This window comes from Chachezhania antarctica (assembly GCF_003646465.1).
In the GTDB taxonomy this organism is placed as follows: domain Bacteria; phylum Pseudomonadota; class Alphaproteobacteria; order Rhodobacterales; family Rhodobacteraceae; genus Chachezhania; species Chachezhania antarctica.
This window is the reverse complement of sequence record NZ_QZEX01000002.1, coordinates 715743-733340: the sequence shown is the minus strand read 5'-3', so window position 1 is coordinate 733340 and position 17598 is coordinate 715743. Positions and strand designations below refer to the sequence as shown.

Here is a 17598-nt window from a genome sequence, read left to right as displayed (position 1 = left end):
GCGGCCGTTCTGAGGAGGGGTAAGGGGAGGGAAGGGAGGAAAGAGAAGGGGGGCGCGGGATCCCGGATCCGGCAACCTGCGCCCGGATCCGGAGCCTAGGTAATGCGGTGCCGGCCTTCGGCCGGCGCTTGCAAATACAGAAGCCCGGCCAAAGGCCGGGCTTTTCTGACGAAGAGGAGAGGGGCGCGACCACGCCGGACAGATCCCGGATCGGCCCGCGCTATGGCGTGCAGGCCCTGCTAAGAGGTCAGGCGGCCGCGCCCCGAGAGCTTAAGCTTGGTCGGCCGAGACCTGCCCCATTGCACTCGCGAGGCCTGCGGCGTGTACCGCTGCGCCCTCGAGCACGTGGCGCAGCTCCTCGAGCTCGGCTCCCATCGCAACCAGGCGGCCGTTCAGCGCCTCGGAAATTGCGTCAATAACCTCGAGCTCCTCGCGCGCGTTATCGACGCTCGCACCAAGCGCGAGCGTGTTGATCTGGCGCACCAGCGTTTCGCCGCGCGCAAGCTTCACCTGAAAGTCTTCTAGGAATTGGAATGTGTTGGCGCTCATAGCGGCCTCCTGCGGTTCGAATGAACCCGGCCGACAGCTTCCAATCTGGTGGCCAGGCAACAACGGGTTGGAAGACCGCCCACAGGAACGGCGCCGCTTTCACGGCCCCATTGCGCCTGACCATAGAAAAAGCCGCACTTGTGGTGCGGCTCCGTCATGCACCTGTAGATCGGCGGGCTTCCAATCCCGACACGCCCTTTTTCGACGTGCAGGGGCAGGGTGCGCCCGCCCCAGGCGCATTGTCAAGGTGGCTGTCGTCAGCCACCGTCATTCTCTAAACAGGCCCTGTTGCAGGCCGGGTTTCAGGGTTACCGCCCCTGCAGATCGCGCCGGCCGCTGCCGTTCGATCGCCGCATCGCGACGCTCCTCCGCCGCCGACCGGCACCCCTGGCACGCCCAAAGCGACCGAACGCCAGGCCGCTGCGCCTTCCGGCCCCCCGGCATCTGGAACCCGAACGGCGCAGGCTCGGCCCCGCAGATATCGCAAGGAAACGGCCGCAGCGGCGGAGCTCCGCGCACGGTCAACCCTTTCTCGCCGAGGCCGAGCGCAAGCCGTCGCCATATTGGGCAATCCGGTTCATCGCCGCCTCATGCATGCGGATCCCGCAAAATCCAACGTCCGACCTTTTCACCGAAGAGAATTGCTCGCCGTTCGGCCCCTTCACGACGCCCACCCGATCGTGAATTGCATTCGAGACCGCCCTCGACCCCCATGCCGCGTCTCCTCGATCGAGGAGAAAGGCGTTGAACCCGTCGCGCAGATCGCGGCTTGCGGTCCAGTCGTCGGGAAGGCCGGTGATCTCGCATTCGGTCTGCAGGAAAAGCCGGAGCTTGTCGCTCTCGAGGCGGTATTCGTCCGTCGCCTCGCGCACCACCGCCGGCGCCGCAAGGCCTTGATCGGCCCATTCCAGGAACCCTTGCACGGCCCAGGCAAGAATGCCTTCGGCCTCTGCCCAAAGCTTATCCGCGAGCGTCGGATCTACCTCATCATCCGGGATCTGAACAAGCCACGGCACCAGGAGCACGCGGCGCCATATGCCATCATCCGAGCCCCGGATCTCCGGCTTGTGATTTCCCGATATCATGAGCTTGAACTCAGGCACCACTTCGACAAATTCCTGCATCATCCGCCGGATCATGATCGCCTCGCCGCCGGTCAAGGCCTTGATCAGCGCCTCTTTCATCCGCGTGCCCTGTTCCGGCTCCGAGGCCCGCACGAACCGCGCGCCAGGCAGACGAACAAGATCCGGCGTCGCGTCAGACCCTTTCCGCTGTTCTGTGCCGGTCAAGGTCTCGATCGGAACGGTCGTTCCGTAATCCGCGAAGATCCTCGCCAGCACGTCGACAAAGGTTGATTTACCATTCCGCCCGCCGCCGTAGTTGAAAACAAGCTTCTGCTCGGTTGTCTTGCCCGTCAGGCAATATCCGATCCAGCGCCGCAGAAATGCCTGAACTTCCGGATCAGGCTGGACCCGATCGAGGAAGGCAAGCCAGGCCGGACACGCGGCCGCCGGATCATAGGCAACCGGGATCATTTTCGATATCAGATCTTCGCGATCGTGCGGATGCAGCTCGACCCGCCATTTCGGCCTGGCATCGCCCCAGGCCTCTTCATGCGGATCGACCCCAAAATGAAACTTGACCGTCCCGTTTGCCACGTTGACCGAATAGGGATCCGCGTTGATCTCGGCGATCATCCTCGCGACTTTCGGCTTTGCCTCCAACAGCATGTTCGAGATTTTCGCACTGTTGCCGCTCGCGCGCGCGTGTTGCCGATGCTGCGATTTTCGCCGGCCAAGATCTTTGCGGATTTCTGCCGCCTCATCTGCAATGGTTCGCAATTCCGATTTCCTGCGCCGGCCCGCTTCGTCCAGGTCTTCCGGCTTTTTGCGCTCGGCCGCGCGCAGCTCAGCCGAGGTCTCGCGCGCCAGATCCAGCCGAGCGATCTCCCAAGCCTCAAGCGCCAGATGATTGACCTCTATGAGGATCCGGCTCGCGATCTTCTGCGCGTCGCCACGCACTGTCAGCTCATCCTCATCCGCAAGCCATCGGTCGCCCTTCCAGCGATACCAGCCGAGACGCGGGACAAAGAGGATATCGTCGCCGAAATACTTGATCAGGCGCTGCCCGTTGCCGAAATCGTTGAGCGGATAAAGCGCCGCCGCGGCCTCCGGAGGCTCGACATATTCCGGCCCCGGATTGCAATCCTGGCCGCCACCGTCTTGCGACGGGATCAGCTCGGCGCGCGCAAAGGCGCCGGCAAGATCGTCCGTACCATCCATATTCTCACCTTCCCCAAGGATCCCGGCGGCCGCTCCTCTCGCGGCCGCCGGGCTTGTCACGTCACGCTCAACGGAACGCCGCCGGATACCCGGCCGAGCGCATGAAAACGGGCGGCACCTTCGGCCGCGGCCTATTCGGCCGGATCATCGCCATCGGGCTTCTCCCCTCGCAAAACATCGTTGAAATCCATGCCGGGCGGCGCGGCGACGATCTCGGTCCTGCCGATCCCGCACCGCGCCTGCGCGCGACGAAGCCCCGCGAGGAGCTTCGCCCGCGTCGCGGCCGGGTTGCTGTCACCGTCCTGCAGATAGATCAGGCGCTCGATCCACCGCGGCGGCAGAAAGGCGTCTTCATCCTCGAGATCCGGGATCCCGGAATGTCGCTGACCCTCGATCTTGATCTGCCGGCCGGCCATGTTCCCGAGATCAACCCCGGCCCAATAGGAGGCACCCTCAACCGGCGCGCACACCAGGACCGAGGCGGTCGTTTCGATGCCCTCACCCACGATCAGGCAACCACCCTCGAGCGGCATCGGCGAAAGGCGGATTGCCCCGCCCTTTTTCGACCCCCTGACCAGCTTGGAAGGCAAAGCCCCGCCGTCTCGATCGAGGATCTCCGCCTTGCGCCCAGGGCGATCGGGATCAATCCAGGTTTGATGAACTGCGCGGATCCGGCCATCTGGCGCCTGTATCGCCGCGATCATCGCAGGCCCGCGGTGAAACTCCTCGAGGCGGCCGCCGACCTTTCGCTTGTAAGGATGATCGGCGAGGCAACGGATCGTCGGCGGCCAGCTCGGAAACGAGATCCCCCGGCCGGCCAGATAGGCAACCGCCGGCGCCGGATCCTGCCCGACCGCCGAGGCCCAAATATTGCGCGCATCCTCGATCGCGTAGGCACGCGCGCGCGCCGCATAGGCGTCGCGCTGCGCGGCATCCTCGGCGCGCTTCTTTTCGCGTCGCGCCCGCTCTTCCTGAGAGATCTCGATCTCGCGAGCGCCGACAAGCCAGTCGAGCGCCGCAGGGAACTCACATTTCAAGGCCAGGCGCACCAGGGCGATCCCGTCGCCGGTTTCGCCGCAGACCCTGCAATTGAAAACGTTCTTCTGCGTATTGATCGCGAAACGATCCTCGCCGCCACAGTCTGGACACGGACCGGCGCTTTCGACCGCAGATACCCGCTTGAGCTTGAGATCGAGCCGGTCGACCACTTCCGCGACCGGCACCGCCTGCGCCTCGCGCAACCGATCATCACTCCGCATCATCGCCCCCGAAGCTGAAACCATCTGGCGCCGTCAGTCGGTATCCGACCCCCGACCAGGCCGAGATCACGGCTGGCAATCCCGCGCGTGCGATCGCCTTGCGCAATGTCGAGATCCGCGCGTAGACCGTGCCGGGATCCGACCAATCCGCCGCCGGCCGATCGCCCATTGCCGCGGCGTGCAATGACTGCAGGGTAACGATCCGCCCGCGGCGCCGATCGAGCGCATGCAGGATCCGCGCCTCGGCGGCCGAGATCCGAAGGCCTTGCGCGGCGATCGAGCTCATGAACGCGGCCGGAGGATCCAGATAGAACGCGAGGAGCCCGATCGCGTAGTCGAGCCGCTCACGCTCCGGCTGCGCCATGATCTCGGCCTCGAGCCGCGCGGCGATCATGGCTTGACCGACTTTCTGGACCAACGCACGCAGCCCACGTCGCCGGAGTGAGCCTCCTCGCGCGTGCTCAGGCAGGTTCGCGCCTTGTGATCGCGCAACTTCCCGTCAAAATGTTCGCACGTCCCGCAGATCACGCGCAGATGCCGCGGGCAGTTTTGCGCGAGCGGCAACTCCTCATTCGGCCGGAGCTGGATCACGACAGGTCTCATATGTCCGACCTCCGGCGCGCGCCGGCGCGGATCCCGGCCAGTGGATTGCGGGGCAGGGCGCCCGGCACGTCCCGCAACAGGCGCAGATATGCGGCGACGATTTCCGGGATCAGAACATCGGGCGGCACTTCGGCATCAGCCGCGATCGCCTTCACGTCGCGGCGATCCTGCGGCGAGAGGCCTGCCAGGGGATCGACCGGCTCACTCACTTTCACCCCCGGAAAGATCGAGACGCGGGAGCGGCGGGATTTCGATCCCCTCGCGGCGGGCTCGCTCCCCAATATCGGCAGTCAGCCTTGAAGCTGTGCCAAGCGTCATGTCGCGGCCGTGTTTGCCCAGGAAGTGCTGCAGCGTGTTTCTGCCGAGCCCGAGCTTTAGCGCGTCGCCGCTTGGCCGCAGGCTCAGGAGGGCCATCGACTGCCGCAACCAGGAACGGAATGCGTCGGCGTCAGGTAAGGTATCCGGTACTTGCGTTCTCATGCTGTCTCGCCTCCAAAAGTGGGGCCGCATCACTGACGGCGTCCATCCTGGAAGGCATCGCACAATAAATCATGCAAACACAAGAAAAAAGTACTCCGCACTTGTAGACGCTTCGCGCACACATGAAAGACGTTCACATTTTAATGTGCGTCGTACATTATACCACCCATTGAAAGCGACCGAGATGCTAGATCATTTAATGAACAGTCCAGTGAGCAGCCCGATTTCAGACCCTCGCGTAGAAGTCGCGCGGAACAACATCCGCATGGCGGCAGCCCTTCGTCATATGAATTTTTCAGACATCGCGCGGCAGGCTGGGCTCAGCCGGAACGCGGTTTCCCAATTCGTTTCCGGTCGATCTGCCCTGACATACCCCAACATGCTGCGCGTTTGTGACGTGCTCAAGATCCCGATCGGGTTGGTACACGTACCCGACAGCATAACCGAAGGGCGGATCCGCCTTCACTCGGCACTGGTCTCACTCCCCGCGCACAAGGCAGAAGAGGTTTTTGCCGCGATCGACGGGCTCGAGCGTTGAGGTGGCGCCGAGAGGCGCTCAAGCTCATCCGCGAGGCGAATAAGATCCGCCTCAGACCAGCCGGCCGTCATCTCGTGAGCCTGACTGATTACACTTTCATCTATTCGCATGCGTCCTCCGTCCCTCGGGCCGCGCGGCGTTTCTTCGCCCCGATCTTACCCCAAAGAGGTTTATCCTAAACGCAAACGGATTCTGCAAGTCGGATCGTGCAAATATAAGTTGTAATTGACCATGCACGTTTAAATGTGCAATGCATAGCTTCGGAGCTAGATCTGGAGAGGTGCAAAGATGTTCTCGGCCAAGCCGCAACCCGTTTGCCAGAGCTCGAATGAAGCGGCCGCAGAAGCCACGACCCGCCGACGGCCGGGCGCGATCGGCACTACCGACCGCCTGTTATCGACCGACCAGGCGGTTGCCTACCTGGCGGCGCGAGGCGTGCAGACCTCTCGCCGCCTTCTGGATCAAATGCGTGCCGAAGGCGCCCTTCCGTGGGTCAAGGCGCGCGGCCGGATCCGGATCCTATATCGCCCCGCCGCGCTCCTCGCGGCCGTTCTGCAGGAGGAAAGCGCATGCTCAGAACCCACCGAAGAGCGGCCGGCGGGAATTTCTACATCCGCGGCACCGTCGCGGGACAGCACATTTACGAAAGCACTCGCACAAGCGACCCAGGGCGCGCAGAGGCGATCCGGATCCGGCGCGAGAAAGAGCTCCTCGACCGTCACGCATATGGAAAAGCGGCGACGCTGACTTTTGCCGAGGCGGCGCTATCCTACATGCAGGCCGGCGGCGAAAGTCGGTTTCTCGCCCCGATCCTACGCCACTTCGGCCCCGATCGGCTTATCGCCGAGATTGACAACGCGGCGATCCTCGAGGCCGAGGCCGCGATTTATCCGAAGGCCGCGCCCGCTACAGTCAACCGCCAGCTCATCACCCCGATTTCAGCCGTAGTCACTATGGCGGCCGAGGAGGGTCTCGCGCCGCCCCGAAAATTCAAACGGCGGAAGGGAGACCGGAAGCGCACCCGATGGCTCACGCCGGAAGAGGCCGAGCGCCTGATCGAGGCCGCGGCCGAGCTGCAACCGCACATTTTGCCGGCGATCGGCTTGATGCTTGGCGCAGGCTTGCGATCGAGCGAGGCATTGGCGCTCGACATGGCGCATTTCTACCCAGCCACGGCCGAGGCGTGGATACCAGAAGCAAAGAACGGGCACCCGCGCATGATCAGGCTCGCGCCCCGCGGGCTCGATCTGATCCGCAGCCGGCCGCTACCAGATGCCGGCGCCATCTGCCGGAGCCCCAAAGGGAAAGCCTATGTGCAGCGCGAACATGGTGGCGGCCAGATCTCGGCCGCGTTCGCTGCGTGCGTGACGGCCGCCGGGCTCGATCGCGCCGAGGTCACGCCGCACACATGCCGACACACATGGGCAACCTGGTTCTACTCCCAAACCCATGATTTTGGCGGCCTCCTCGATATCGGCGGATGGCAAAAGGCAGACATGGCGTTGCGCTACAGAAAAATCGCCCCAGCTGATCTAGCGGAGCGACTGCTGACGCAAGGCTGGGATTTCCGTCACGGGCTGGCCACAGGTTCAAGTGAATATACAGATTCACGAAACGTCGGATTGCGTCTGGTCAGATAGCATGTGAGGGGGCAGCCGGATACCTCGGTAAGGCTTGAACGTCGGCCGCTGTTCCAGGGAGAGTTGTCCATGCTGGAAACTCTTCTTTGGCATGCCCCTGTCAGTTAGGGTGCTGGCGAAGATCAAATGTAACACTGTGGCACGGCGTCCTTGGCTGACGATCGACTGGTGGATACTAGTCCAAAACCTCACGGAGCACGTACTGCCGTACCTACACACATATAGGAAGTGGAGCAAATGGTAGACTGGGACCAGGATCTGCCTCTCAGAACCTCCAAAACAGTCGATGTGGAGCTTCTCGAGTTTGACCAAGACAATCCGCGCTTCACGCCGGACAAAAGGCCCGAGGACGGCAGCGACGAAGCGATCATAACGCTCCTAGACCGCAGTTCCGATTTGGGGGAACTGGTGCAGTCGATAGCCTTCAACGGTTATATCGATATCGAACCCATGATCGTTTATGCCAACGAAGATGGCTTAGTCGTTCTTGAGGGAAACCGCAGACTCGCGGCGGTGAAGGTGCTTCGCAGTCCAGAGCTTGCGGCTGCATGCCGGATCAGCACGCCAAAGCTGACGGACGAAGCCCGAGCCTCACTTGATAAGGTTTTGGTCTACAGGGTCGAAGACAAACATGGTGCAATCGATCTTATCGGCTTCAAGCACATTAACGGGCCTCAGGCATGGGACGCATATGCCAAGGCTTTGTACGCAATGCGCTGGCTCGATGCTGAGCGAGGGAAGAAAGACGGATTGACGCTTTCCGAAATCGCACAGCGTATGGGCGATAAACACGACACGCTACACAGGATGGTTACGGCTGCCTACGCGCTAAAACAGGCAGAAGACGACTACGTTTATGACCTTGATGATCGAATTAAGCGGCACTTCAGCTTCTCGCATCTCTACACCGGTCTTACCTATCCAGAGTTCAGCACCTTTCTCGGGATGGATCGCATTGCGCGAAGCGAGGATCCACTTGAGCGACCAGTCCCCGCGGACCATGAAGGGGAGCTACGTCAGATGCTGGTATGGCTCTATGGTTCAAAACGCGAAGATACAGATCCCGTCGTCCAAAACCAAGCCAGCGATTTGCGGCGTCTGAAACAAGTTCTAACTTCGCAAGCGGCTACCCGCGAACTAACGGAGCGCGGCGATCTCGGCGCCGCGGTGGTCACTGCTACTCCTGCATCTGACTTGTTTGCAAAGAACCTCATCGATGCTGCTGCGTCTTTGCGGCTCGCTGTGGATAATTCCACGGGGTACGATCCTGAGTTGCACCCAGATATGATGGAGTTCGCAAAGTTGTGTGTGGATCGGTCTGACATAGTTCTTGGCACTATGGAACGCCGGTCAGAAAGGTCGAAGAGAGGGAAATAGAATGACGCCAAGCCTCGTTTCTCCTCCTCCCGTTAACGCAACAGCGGATATTCTTCTCGATTGGCTCGAGTTAACGGCATTTTTTGACGAGTTTGAGCGAGCACGAATCGACGATATCGCCGGCAGTAATCGAACCCAAGAGGAAACCCAGGATGAAGATTTTGGCGACGCTGACCGGAAGGATGATAATCTTCGAGAGGAAATAGAGCGTGAGGTAGACCACCGCCAAAAAGCACTTCAAGCATCCTATCCCTTCGAGCTCGATAGGACCGGGGAAGAACTTGGCCTCAGCCGAAAATTCAATGATCCACAAGCTAGCTTTTATCTACTTTGTTTGATCGCTTCACACGTTACGAAGTCGCCACTTCTGCGCGTTCCGCCAGATGATGCTCTTGTCAATCGGATGCGGAACAGGGTGTTTCAAGTGCTTGGAACTTTAGCTGTATCTGGTTTGGCAGGAGGACCGGCGGTAAGCGTCGGATATCCTCGAGAAGACAAGGCTACGATCTTGGACGTACTTGGACGTGCCGAGGAATGGGGGTTAGGGCTGTCTCCTCGAGATAAGCCAGGACGGCACGCCGCCCCGCAAGCCAAGGATGGTGGCGTTGATGTAATTGGATGGGCTTTCGCCGATAGACCGCCACCTCCAAGTATCATTTTTGGCCAATTGGCTTCCGGGCGAAACTGGATAGATAAGCCGATGAGTATTGAATATGGAAACTTTATGAATGACTTCTTTGAAGATAGAGGCCCCGAGCAGCACAACTTTGCTACGTTAATACCTTACAGAATTTTCGATGATTTGGAGTTCCGGCGCGCAAGTGTGGTGCATCGGACTATATGTGATCGCCATCGCGCACCCAAATACGCCCTTGATGGTGCCATCTTAGCAGAAAGAGGGGTGCCAATGGACGAAATCGGCAATGTTGGTCAGATTGTCGAATGGCTCGAAGATTATCGAGCATTTGCTTTGCCAGATCCGGCTTAGATGGATTGAACGAGGATCTCACGTTCCTTTCGCGTTGTTTTTAGGCTGTAATTTACCTGGATTTTCCGCTGCCGAAAATCGCGATATAGCCTGTGGACTAACGGATGATTGTCATACGTTAGAACCCAATGCGGGAAGCGACCGCTGTTGAGCATGTCAGCCAAGGCACTGTGCTTGCTCTCGCTCATTGCGTTCAGGTACAATCGTGAACCTGCCTCGACATAAGGAGGGTCGACAAAAAACAAGGTTTTCTCAAGCGAAACTCGCGCTTCCGATCGAGCGAGGAAGACCGTCGCATCTTCGTTGGTCAAATGAATGCGGTCGCGATTTTCTCCGATCCAAGCAATTCTACGGCTCATGCTTTCGCGGTAAAATCGCGCGTCAATTTTCCATCGACCAGTTTGGTTATATCCCCCTATGGGACCAGACCCGAGAACTATCCCTGACCGACTGGTTCTGTTGATAAAATATGTGGCATATCCAACTTCGAAAGAATAGTCACCGTTCAGCTGCATGTTTTGAAGAGTTTCTCGAGCTTCATACCACTCTTCCATATCGACACGTGCAGAGGCTATACGCTCTAGGAACCGTTCGGTCTCATGCACCATGGCATTCCAAGCTGAGTACACTCTGGCGTCGGCGTCGTTAAGGTGGATGGAAGCGACCTTGCCGTCTTCTAGAAGATTGACCGCTGCACCGGCTCCGCCGCAGAAAGGTTCGGCGTAGACCTTCTCTTCGCCAGGAAGGGTATCAACCACAGTAGCCAAAAACCCAGACAGAAACCCTTTCCCGCCAGGATATCTGAAGGGTGACGCGGATTTTTGTACATGCCGGCGCGGATACTCGGACAAGTCGAGTAGATCTTCGTAGGACATAGGCCTGTTCTTGCTGCTCGAGTCTCGTTCCACCACGTATAGCGGCCCACTCGCTGACTTTACACCACAATCTGTGTATCAGATCGACTTGGGTTGCCCTTTGCTCTCGCGCTGTGGAGGCGTCCGGCCATTGTGCGGCGAGATTGGTCTCAGAACAATGTCTCCGGTCAAACTGGTAGGCAGATATAGCTGTATCAGGCCGCCTGGACATTCCGGAAACCTGCCGCGAGCGTGATACGGATGGACGAGATCACGCGCGTCGCAGCGTGTCGCTCCTACGACTGGCCAGGCTGACACACGGCCAATCTAATGACCGCCGGCGCTCGGGATCTGCGGAGCTTCCGGAATGACCGCCGGTGCCTCGACACCGTGCCGCTCGAGCCATTCCTTGATTACACCCCACCGATCGGCATCCTTCGGCGCGGATCGGTACTCATCCAGGCGCGCGAGATCTCGGGCCAGATCGTGCGGTATGTTTGAAGGCCAGGGCATCGCGCGCTCCTAAAGCCCGGCCCCAATCGGCCGGCCGCCAAGGTCTATCCCGACACCATGAACAAAAAAAGCCCCCCGCGCCAGGAGGCGCGGGGGGCTAGAAACGAAGCATCTTCGCTTCGCAGGCTCTTGAGGGGGTTTCAGCAGTCGTGACGGACAGAGCCGGGCCTGACCTTCCCGTCGGCCGACGCCGCGGGCCAGGCCTGCGGCAGCGGCGAGCCTGAGGGTTTAGCGGCTTGCTTCGCGCGGATCTCCTCGACATTCTCCCAGACCCGCTCAAGCTCTCTTTCGCCGCAGGTGATCATGTCCAGATCATGCGCCGAACAGAAGGCTGCAAGCGTAACCATCACGCCGCCGACTTCCTGGGTCGGCAATCCCGCGATCCGCGACCATGTGTATTTCTCCAGTGTGGCAACTCGATCTTTTGGGTAGCCGCACGACTGCAGTAGCTCGAAGACCTCCTCGAGTAGACGGTCGCCGCGCTCCAGGTGACAGGACGTGACTTCTGGGCCGAAACAATCCAGTGCCCATTGGGCGACACGGTCCTGGTAACCCGAAAGCGCGCTATCGGCCTCCGGCTCCCATCCGCTGAAAACGTCTTGCAACTCGCACATGTCTCCGGCCTCGATCGCCTTGATGCCAGACAGGAGACATGCAGCGCTTTCGAGGTCGAGATCATCAAGCGCGCGGGACAACCGGCTTACCAGCACTTCCTTGAAATCAACCTCGAGCTCTTCGCTGTCCGGCAGACCGCCGGTCAGCATCTCGAGATAGGCCCGCCCCGCGGAAGCTAACTCCTCAAGCGCCTCATAAGACGCGAACCCGATCCTGTTCGCAGCGCGATCCAGATCGTCCGGGTGATCGGCTTCCGGATAATGCCCTTCCCACTCTTCTCCTACCCTGCGACATTGATCGGCGCGGGTTTCTTGCGGATCGCCGATCTTTCCTTCCTTTTCCAGTGTCTCCATCGCGATATCACCGGCCAGGGCGTTGAAGTCCAAGACGACGCCGCCCTGGGATATGAGGCTCTCGATTTGCTCCCAAGTCAGGCATTCGACTATGTGCAGCGCGCCGGCGCGCAGTTCATCGTTCGGCTTGAACCGGCGGATAAGGCTCAAGGGCCTGCCGGTCGGATTGATGGCATCCACAAGCCGACTATTCTTATCGTCCACAGCAAGATGTGACGGTCGATAAATCACGATCGGTGCGTCACGCAATACGCCGCTGCGCGCATGTTCGAGTGCTAGAAATCTCATGGGCTTTCCTTCCTTTTGCATAGCACATTTTTCTGTGCATTGCGCGACAAGAAAAGCAAGCAAAAAGGCAACCCGTGCAAAATCCATGCACCTGTCGATGGCAGCGGCAGATTTGTAAAGCTAAATCAAGGGATTGTGTAGAAACTGCGCGGCCCTTAGCAGGGGAGCGCCTTCGACCACTCGGCCACGTCTCCGCCGGCGTGTCTACGGGCAGAGGCGGAGGGATACAAGAGAAAATACCCGCCGGATGCGGCCGGTTGACGGAACGGCGCAACCGGTTTCGCTCGGCTGTGGCAGTCTCGCCGTCTGGTCATGTCCAGAGGCAGGCGTCGGGGTGCGTATCGCGGATTTGCTGCCAGTGCCGGTCGTAGGCTGCCCGGAGTGTTGCGGCGTCTTCCGGCGACCACGGAGAATAGGACGGGTACTGGGCACCGGACGGAAAGGCGCGCGCCAGCTTGCGGGCGGCGCCCGGACCGCCGGGCAGGTTGCCCCGGCTGTCTGCCAGCGCGGCGAGTTCCGTCATCGCCCGGGCCGACAGCGAGCGGTTGACGCGATCGGCGGAGGCGAAGTTCACGGGGCCGCCTGCAAGGTGGCGCAGGATCGCGTCGCGGTGGGGCGTGAAATCCTCGTACTGCCAGACCGTCAGGCGGGCGTTGGGAAAGTGCGCTCGGATGTCGGCCAGAACGTCGGGCCAGCCACGGGCGAGCGCCAGCAGGGACGCGCGCAGGTCGTCGAAGGCGAACAATTTGCCACGGCGCGCCACCGTCGAGATGTTCGCGGCGAAAAAGCTGTCGTAGCTGCGGATGGACAGGCAGATCTCCGTGTCCGGACTGTCGAGGTCGGGCGGCAGGCAGGACAGGCGGGGCCCCGGATCGGGGTAAAGCGCCCGTGCCGTCAGGTTCATTCGGCTGGAGCCGAGGAGGCCCTCTTCGGACAGGACGACGCGAGGCGCGCGCGCGCCTCTCAGCAGTGTATCGAACCGGGCGCGGGTGCGATGGACCTGTGCGTCCCGGTCCGCATCCCCGGTCGAGGCATAGGCCAGATCGGGGTCTCCGCGCAGGTGTTCGGGCAAAAGCACCGCGGTGCCGCGTCGGCGCAGCGCGTCCGCGTTCAGGCTCAGCACCTTCTGGATGAAGGTCGTGGCGGTCTTGTGCGCACCAAGATGCAGCACCGTCTTTGGCGGTTCGGTCGGTCCGGGTCGGGAAGGCTGGGGCATGCCGGTAAGCACTCTGTGGCGAAGGGGCAGAGTGCGCAGGCCCGACGGTACCGTCAAGTCGGTCTCATTGTAACTAACCTGTCCGGCCCGGGTAACCGGCCATTAAGCAGGGGCTCCTAGCCTCGGCCTCGGGTGAAAATCATCGAACCAGGGGTGGGCGATGTCTATCAGTATTAAGGCGGCAGGCGCGGTGACGCGTTCTGTGAAGGTGAGTGATTCATTGTTCGGGGTGAACTTCCTGTTTCACGCGGACAGGGCGGAAATCGGCAGCGATTATCATCAGGTGATGGGGCGGACGGGCACCGAGGTGCTGCGCTTTCCGGGCGGCACGATAACGGAGCAGTTCTTCGATCCGTCCGACCCGGATGCGGATATCGGACGCGACATTGTCGCCATCAAGCACGGCGAAAGCCGTGTCGAGACGCGGACGGTCGAAAGCCTGAGCGACTTCCTGGCGTTCTGCGAAACGGAAGATTATGCCGCGACGGTGGTGCTGCCGACATACCGGTATTTCGACCAGAAGTCGGGCCGGCTGCAGGCCGGGGCGGAGGCCGAGATCAAGGGCTTCGTTCGCAAGCTGGTGGCGGGCGAATACGGCAGTGCCGACATCCATTCCATCGAGCTGGGCAATGAATGGTATCAGGACAAGTTCCGCTGGAGCGTCGAGGAATTCGCCGACGTCCAGGCGCAGGTGGCGGTCTGGGTGCGCGAGGCGATCAATGGTGTCGATCGCGGATCCGACATCCGGATCCTTGCGCAGGCCGGGCGCAATGACGACGACAACGCGATCCTTGCCCGCGCCATCAAGGACATGAAGGCGGGCGTGGATGGTGTGATCACGCATCTTTACGGCGTCCATGGCGGGGGTGACCTGTTCGGGATCGGCTACGGGCTCGACAAGCGGCTCGACACGATCTCCGATGTCTGGAAGGCGGTGCTGGACCGTAATGTGCCGATTTCGGTGACGGAATGGAACGTGGGCGAAAGCGGGCCCCAAACATCCGTCATCAACGGGCTTGAGCGTACGGTGCCGTTGATGCGGATGTTCGCGGAAATGGTCGAAAACGATGTCGACATGGCCGCGATCTGGACCGGGCAGAACATCAGCCCTGCAGCCCTTTCCACGGTCGAAGGGCAGGGCACGGCGCTGACGCCGACGGGCTACTTCTATCACATGCTGTCGACGGCGCTGCCGGGCACGGCGCTGCAAGTCTCGGCCGGTGGGCCGCAGGTGCAGGACGCCAAGGGGCATGATGTGGCCTACCAGTACAACTTCACATCGAAGGATAAGGCGGTGATCTACGTCACTTCGGGCAGCGGCGGGCGGCTGGATATCGACCTGGACGTTTCGGCCTACGCCAAGCGGGCGCATCATGTAAGCGTCACGTATCTGGAGGCAAAGCCGGGATCGAAGGCCGATGCCTATGATGCCGAAGCCCGGATGCGTGTCGATGAAGATGTCGAGATCGGCCGGAACGGGCGGCTGGACCTGAAGCTCGACGCGTTCGAGACGGCCGAGGTGACGCTGACCTTCACCGGCGGCATCCTGCTGCGGGGCGATCCGGAAAACGGCATGGCCGACCTGTTTCGTGGCACCCGGTTCGATGACGATCTGCGCGGCGGGGCCGGCGCGGACACCCTGTTCGGCAATGGCGGCGCCGACCGTCTGGATGGCGGCGCGGGTCATGACAGGATCGTCGGTGGCGGCGGTCGGGATGTGATCGCGCCGGGCGCGGGCGACGACATCGTGATCGGTGGCGATGGCAAGGACACCATCAGCTACCGCGATGCGGGGGGCGGGGTGAATGTCTACCTGTCCTCGGGACATGCCGAAACGGACGGCGGCACCGACACGCTGATCGGGATCGAGAATGTCGAGGGCTCGCAGGTGTCGGACCGGCTGTTCGGCGATGGCGCCAACGTGCTGGAGGGGTTGGGCGGCGACGATTTCATCTGGGTCGCGGGCACCCGGGGCAACCTTGCCGATGGCGGCGCGGGCGACGACGTGATCGACGCGCGATCCGGCGGCGGCGTGCTTTTGGGCGGCGCGGGCCAGGACCAGATCCTTGGCGGCACCGATGACGTGCAGGCCTATGGCGGCGGCGGTGCCGATTGGATCATCGGCGGATCGGGCAATGATTTCATCGAAGGCGGCCGCGGCAGCGACCATCTGGCCGGAGGGGCGGGGCGCGACGTGTTCCATTTCGCGCTGGGCGACGGGAACGACGTGATCGCCGACTTCGAAATCGCGCGGGACCGGCTGTCCTTCGATCTGGGCGGCAACACCATAGCGAACGCGCGGGTTTCCGGGCAGGGGGATAATACCGTCCTGAAGATCGCGGACCTGGAGATCCTGTTCGAAGGGGTCAACCCCAACGGCTTCGACCTGGACGATCTGCTCGTCTAGTCGGTCCCGTCGGGCGGTTCGTGGAAGCTCCAGCAATCCTTGAACCCCGGCATGTCGGCGCCCAGGTGGCGCCGGCTTCGGTCCATGCGGGAAAACAGCGTGTCGGCCGTTTTCAGGCGCAGGATGTATTCCGTCAGCACGCGGCCTGCCACGGGTTCGCGTCCGGCGGTTTCCAGCAGCATTGCCATCGTGTTCAGCATCAGGTCGGTATTGCCCAGCCGGAACCGGTCCATGCCGGGAAAGCCCGTCTTCGTCGTCGGCTTCGTGCCGGAATAGAGCGCATCGGGGGCGTGGCCTTCGATGGCGCGTTCGCCCTCGTACGCCTTCAGCAGGTTTGAAAAGAAGAAACCCGTGCCGCCGATCATCCGCTGATCCTCGGTTTCGCCATGGTCGAAGAAGGTCTGCAACGTCGAAATCAGCCACCGCGCGGGCAGGGTGCCCAGCAGGATCTCGTGCTCCTCGCGCCAGAGCCGGAGGAACAGGTGCCGCGCTTCTGATGTATAAGGCGTGTCGCGGCGCAGGTAGCTGATCGTCAGCGCGTTCAGAAGCGTCGCCGCGGGGCGGTGGCGCAGGCGGTGGGACAGGATCTCGATCTGGTTGAGCATGTTGGCCCGCTTGCCGCCGGGAAATTCCTCGGCCCCGTCCACAAGATCGGTGCGCAGGGCGGCAAGGTCGATATCGGGTTCCGGCAGGACATTGTCGATCTTGCCCTGCCGCGAGACCCGCTTGGCCGCGCGCTGGCCAAGGGCGGCCAACGCCTTCGGCACGGGCAGGACCGGCGCGCGCGGGGGCCAGTCCGGGTAGGAGGCCGCGGTTTGGGGCGGGGGACCCGCCGTATCCGGGGGCAACAACAACCGGGTGCGCGCAGCCTCTTTCGCGGCGGGCGATGCGGGCGCCTCGACGATGGCCGCCAATACGCCGCCGATCCCGGCATCCGCGGCCCTGCCCAGAGGCATCCGCCGTTGCAGGGCACCTGTCGGGTCCAGCCGATCAAGAAACCTGCCCGCGGCGACAAGCGCGTCGTTGCCGTTGATGGCCTCAAGCCCGGCAGGCGGAAGAACGGCCGTCCAGCCCCGGGAGAAATCCAGGCGCGCATCGCCCGCGACGCCGCGGATCTCGCGATCCGTGCGGGTGGCCAGCACGCCGCGCAGATCGGCGAGCCACAATTCCTCAGGCGGACACAGGAAATAGAACCGGCACTGCTGGTCGGGGAAGGCCGCGGCCACCTGTTCCAGCCGCTGGGCCAGATCGGGGTAGGGGCTGAAATCCTTCGACAGACCGGGCAGCGGGCCGGCCAGATCGGGGCATGAAATCACGCCGTCCAGCGACGGTGTCTCCCGCAGTTCCTTCGCCAGCCGCCGCAGCCGGCGCTGTCCTTCGGGCGCCTTGCCAGTGTTGAAGCGCAGCGCGGCCTCGGCCACCGGGATGGGGGGCAGGACCGACAGCGACAGGCGCTCCCGCAGGTCGTCGCGGGAGCTGTCCAGCGCCCGCGTGATGGCATGTTCGCCCGCCGCATGGGGGCCGATGTGGATATGGACGGTCTGCATCGGGCTCTGGCGCACCTGACTGAAATCGCCGGGCCCGGGCTCCGGCAGAATAGAGACGGAGAGTGTCAGGCTTGCCGCGGCGTTGCAAC

General features: G+C 62.0%; 17 protein-coding genes. 6 read left to right on the top strand and 11 right to left on the bottom strand.

Features of this window, described 5'->3' with window-relative positions:
• Window positions 1-270: 270 nt before the first annotated feature.
• The 7 genes from D4754_RS07125 to D4754_RS23905 all read right to left on the bottom strand — a co-directional run bounded on the left by D4754_RS07125 (window position 271) and on the right by D4754_RS23905 (window position 5173).
• A complete protein-coding gene (locus D4754_RS07125) occupies window positions 271-549 on the bottom strand; it encodes a hypothetical protein (protein ID WP_121062196.1) in 279 nt (92 codons plus the stop codon).
• A 521-nt stretch (window positions 550-1070) separates the two neighbouring features.
• Window positions 1071-2831 (bottom strand): phage/plasmid primase, P4 family, encoded by a 1761-nt coding sequence (locus D4754_RS07120; RefSeq protein WP_121062195.1) that lies wholly within the window; start codon window positions 2829-2831, stop codon window positions 1071-1073.
• Window positions 2832-2962: 131 nt separating this feature from the next.
• Window positions 2963-4090 (bottom strand): DUF7146 domain-containing protein, encoded by a 1128-nt coding sequence (locus tag D4754_RS07115; RefSeq protein ID WP_240453782.1) that lies wholly within the window; start codon window positions 4088-4090, stop codon window positions 2963-2965.
• Entirely contained in the window at window positions 4080-4484 is a 405-nt protein-coding gene (locus tag D4754_RS07110; protein WP_121062193.1) for a helix-turn-helix domain-containing protein, read from the bottom strand. Before D4754_RS07110 ends, D4754_RS07115 begins: the two co-directional genes overlap by 11 nt.
• The gene (locus D4754_RS07105) at window positions 4481-4681 is read right to left on the bottom strand and encodes a hypothetical protein (RefSeq protein ID WP_163025815.1); all 201 of its coding nucleotides are present in this window, start codon (window positions 4679-4681) and stop codon (window positions 4481-4483) included. Before D4754_RS07105 ends, D4754_RS07110 begins: the two co-directional genes overlap by 4 nt.
• A gap of 8 nt (window positions 4682-4689) precedes the next feature.
• Window positions 4690-4902: a hypothetical protein gene (locus D4754_RS23910; protein ID WP_163025814.1), complete on the bottom strand. Its 213-nt coding sequence runs from the start codon at window positions 4900-4902 to the stop codon at window positions 4690-4692.
• Window positions 4895-5173 (bottom strand): hypothetical protein, encoded by a 279-nt coding sequence (locus D4754_RS23905; protein ID WP_163025813.1) that lies wholly within the window; start codon window positions 5171-5173, stop codon window positions 4895-4897. Before D4754_RS23905 ends, D4754_RS23910 begins: the two co-directional genes overlap by 8 nt.
• A gap of 211 nt (window positions 5174-5384) precedes the next feature.
• Here D4754_RS23905 and D4754_RS23900 point away from each other — a divergent pair, with 211 nt between their 5' ends.
• From D4754_RS23900 to D4754_RS23895, 4 genes are all read left to right on the top strand, one after another.
• The gene (locus D4754_RS23900; RefSeq protein ID WP_163025812.1) at window positions 5385-5711 is read left to right on the top strand and encodes a helix-turn-helix domain-containing protein; all 327 of its coding nucleotides are present in this window, start codon (window positions 5385-5387) and stop codon (window positions 5709-5711) included.
• A 569-nt stretch (window positions 5712-6280) separates the two neighbouring features.
• Entirely contained in the window at window positions 6281-7351 is a 1071-nt protein-coding gene (locus D4754_RS07095) for a tyrosine-type recombinase/integrase (protein WP_121062190.1), read from the top strand.
• A 237-nt stretch (window positions 7352-7588) separates the two neighbouring features.
• Complete coding sequence (locus D4754_RS07090; protein ID WP_121062189.1) at window positions 7589-8728, top strand: hypothetical protein; 1140 nt, start codon at window positions 7589-7591, stop codon at window positions 8726-8728.
• Between the two features lies 1 nt (window position 8729).
• Window positions 8730-9716: a hypothetical protein gene (locus D4754_RS23895; protein ID WP_163025811.1), complete on the top strand. Its 987-nt coding sequence runs from the start codon at window positions 8730-8732 to the stop codon at window positions 9714-9716.
• Here the strand turns inward: D4754_RS23895 and D4754_RS07080 are convergent.
• Window positions 9713-10591 carry a DNA adenine methylase gene (locus tag D4754_RS07080; protein ID WP_121062187.1) on the bottom strand — a complete coding sequence of 293 codons (879 nt, stop codon included), beginning with the start codon at window positions 10589-10591 and terminating at the stop codon, window positions 9713-9715. The genes D4754_RS23895 and D4754_RS07080 overlap by 4 nt on opposite strands.
• A gap of 309 nt (window positions 10592-10900) precedes the next feature.
• Here D4754_RS07080 and D4754_RS23890 point away from each other — a divergent pair, with 309 nt between their 5' ends.
• Window positions 10901-11071 carry a hypothetical protein gene (locus D4754_RS23890; protein WP_163025810.1) on the top strand — a complete coding sequence of 57 codons (171 nt, stop codon included), beginning with the start codon at window positions 10901-10903 and terminating at the stop codon, window positions 11069-11071.
• Between the two features lie 152 nt (window positions 11072-11223).
• Here the strand turns inward: D4754_RS23890 and D4754_RS24220 are convergent, their stop codons facing one another.
• Together D4754_RS24220 and D4754_RS07070 are read right to left on the bottom strand one after the other, a co-directional pair.
• Window positions 11224-12339 carry a BTB/POZ domain-containing protein gene (locus D4754_RS24220; protein WP_205589584.1) on the bottom strand — a complete coding sequence of 372 codons (1116 nt, stop codon included), beginning with the start codon at window positions 12337-12339 and terminating at the stop codon, window positions 11224-11226.
• A gap of 310 nt (window positions 12340-12649) precedes the next feature.
• Window positions 12650-13555 carry a hypothetical protein gene (locus tag D4754_RS07070; RefSeq protein ID WP_163025809.1) on the bottom strand — a complete coding sequence of 302 codons (906 nt, stop codon included), beginning with the start codon at window positions 13553-13555 and terminating at the stop codon, window positions 12650-12652.
• Window positions 13556-13763: 208 nt separating this feature from the next.
• Between D4754_RS07070 and D4754_RS07065 the strand changes: the two genes are divergently transcribed.
• Entirely contained in the window at window positions 13764-15962 is a 2199-nt protein-coding gene (locus D4754_RS07065) for a calcium-binding protein (RefSeq protein WP_163025808.1), read from the top strand.
• Here D4754_RS07065 and D4754_RS07060 read toward each other — a convergent pair.
• Window positions 15959-17509 (bottom strand): hypothetical protein, encoded by a 1551-nt coding sequence (locus D4754_RS07060; RefSeq protein WP_121062184.1) that lies wholly within the window; start codon window positions 17507-17509, stop codon window positions 15959-15961. The two genes, D4754_RS07065 and D4754_RS07060, sit on opposite strands and share 4 nt — an antisense overlap.
• Window positions 17510-17598 lie beyond the last annotated feature (89 nt).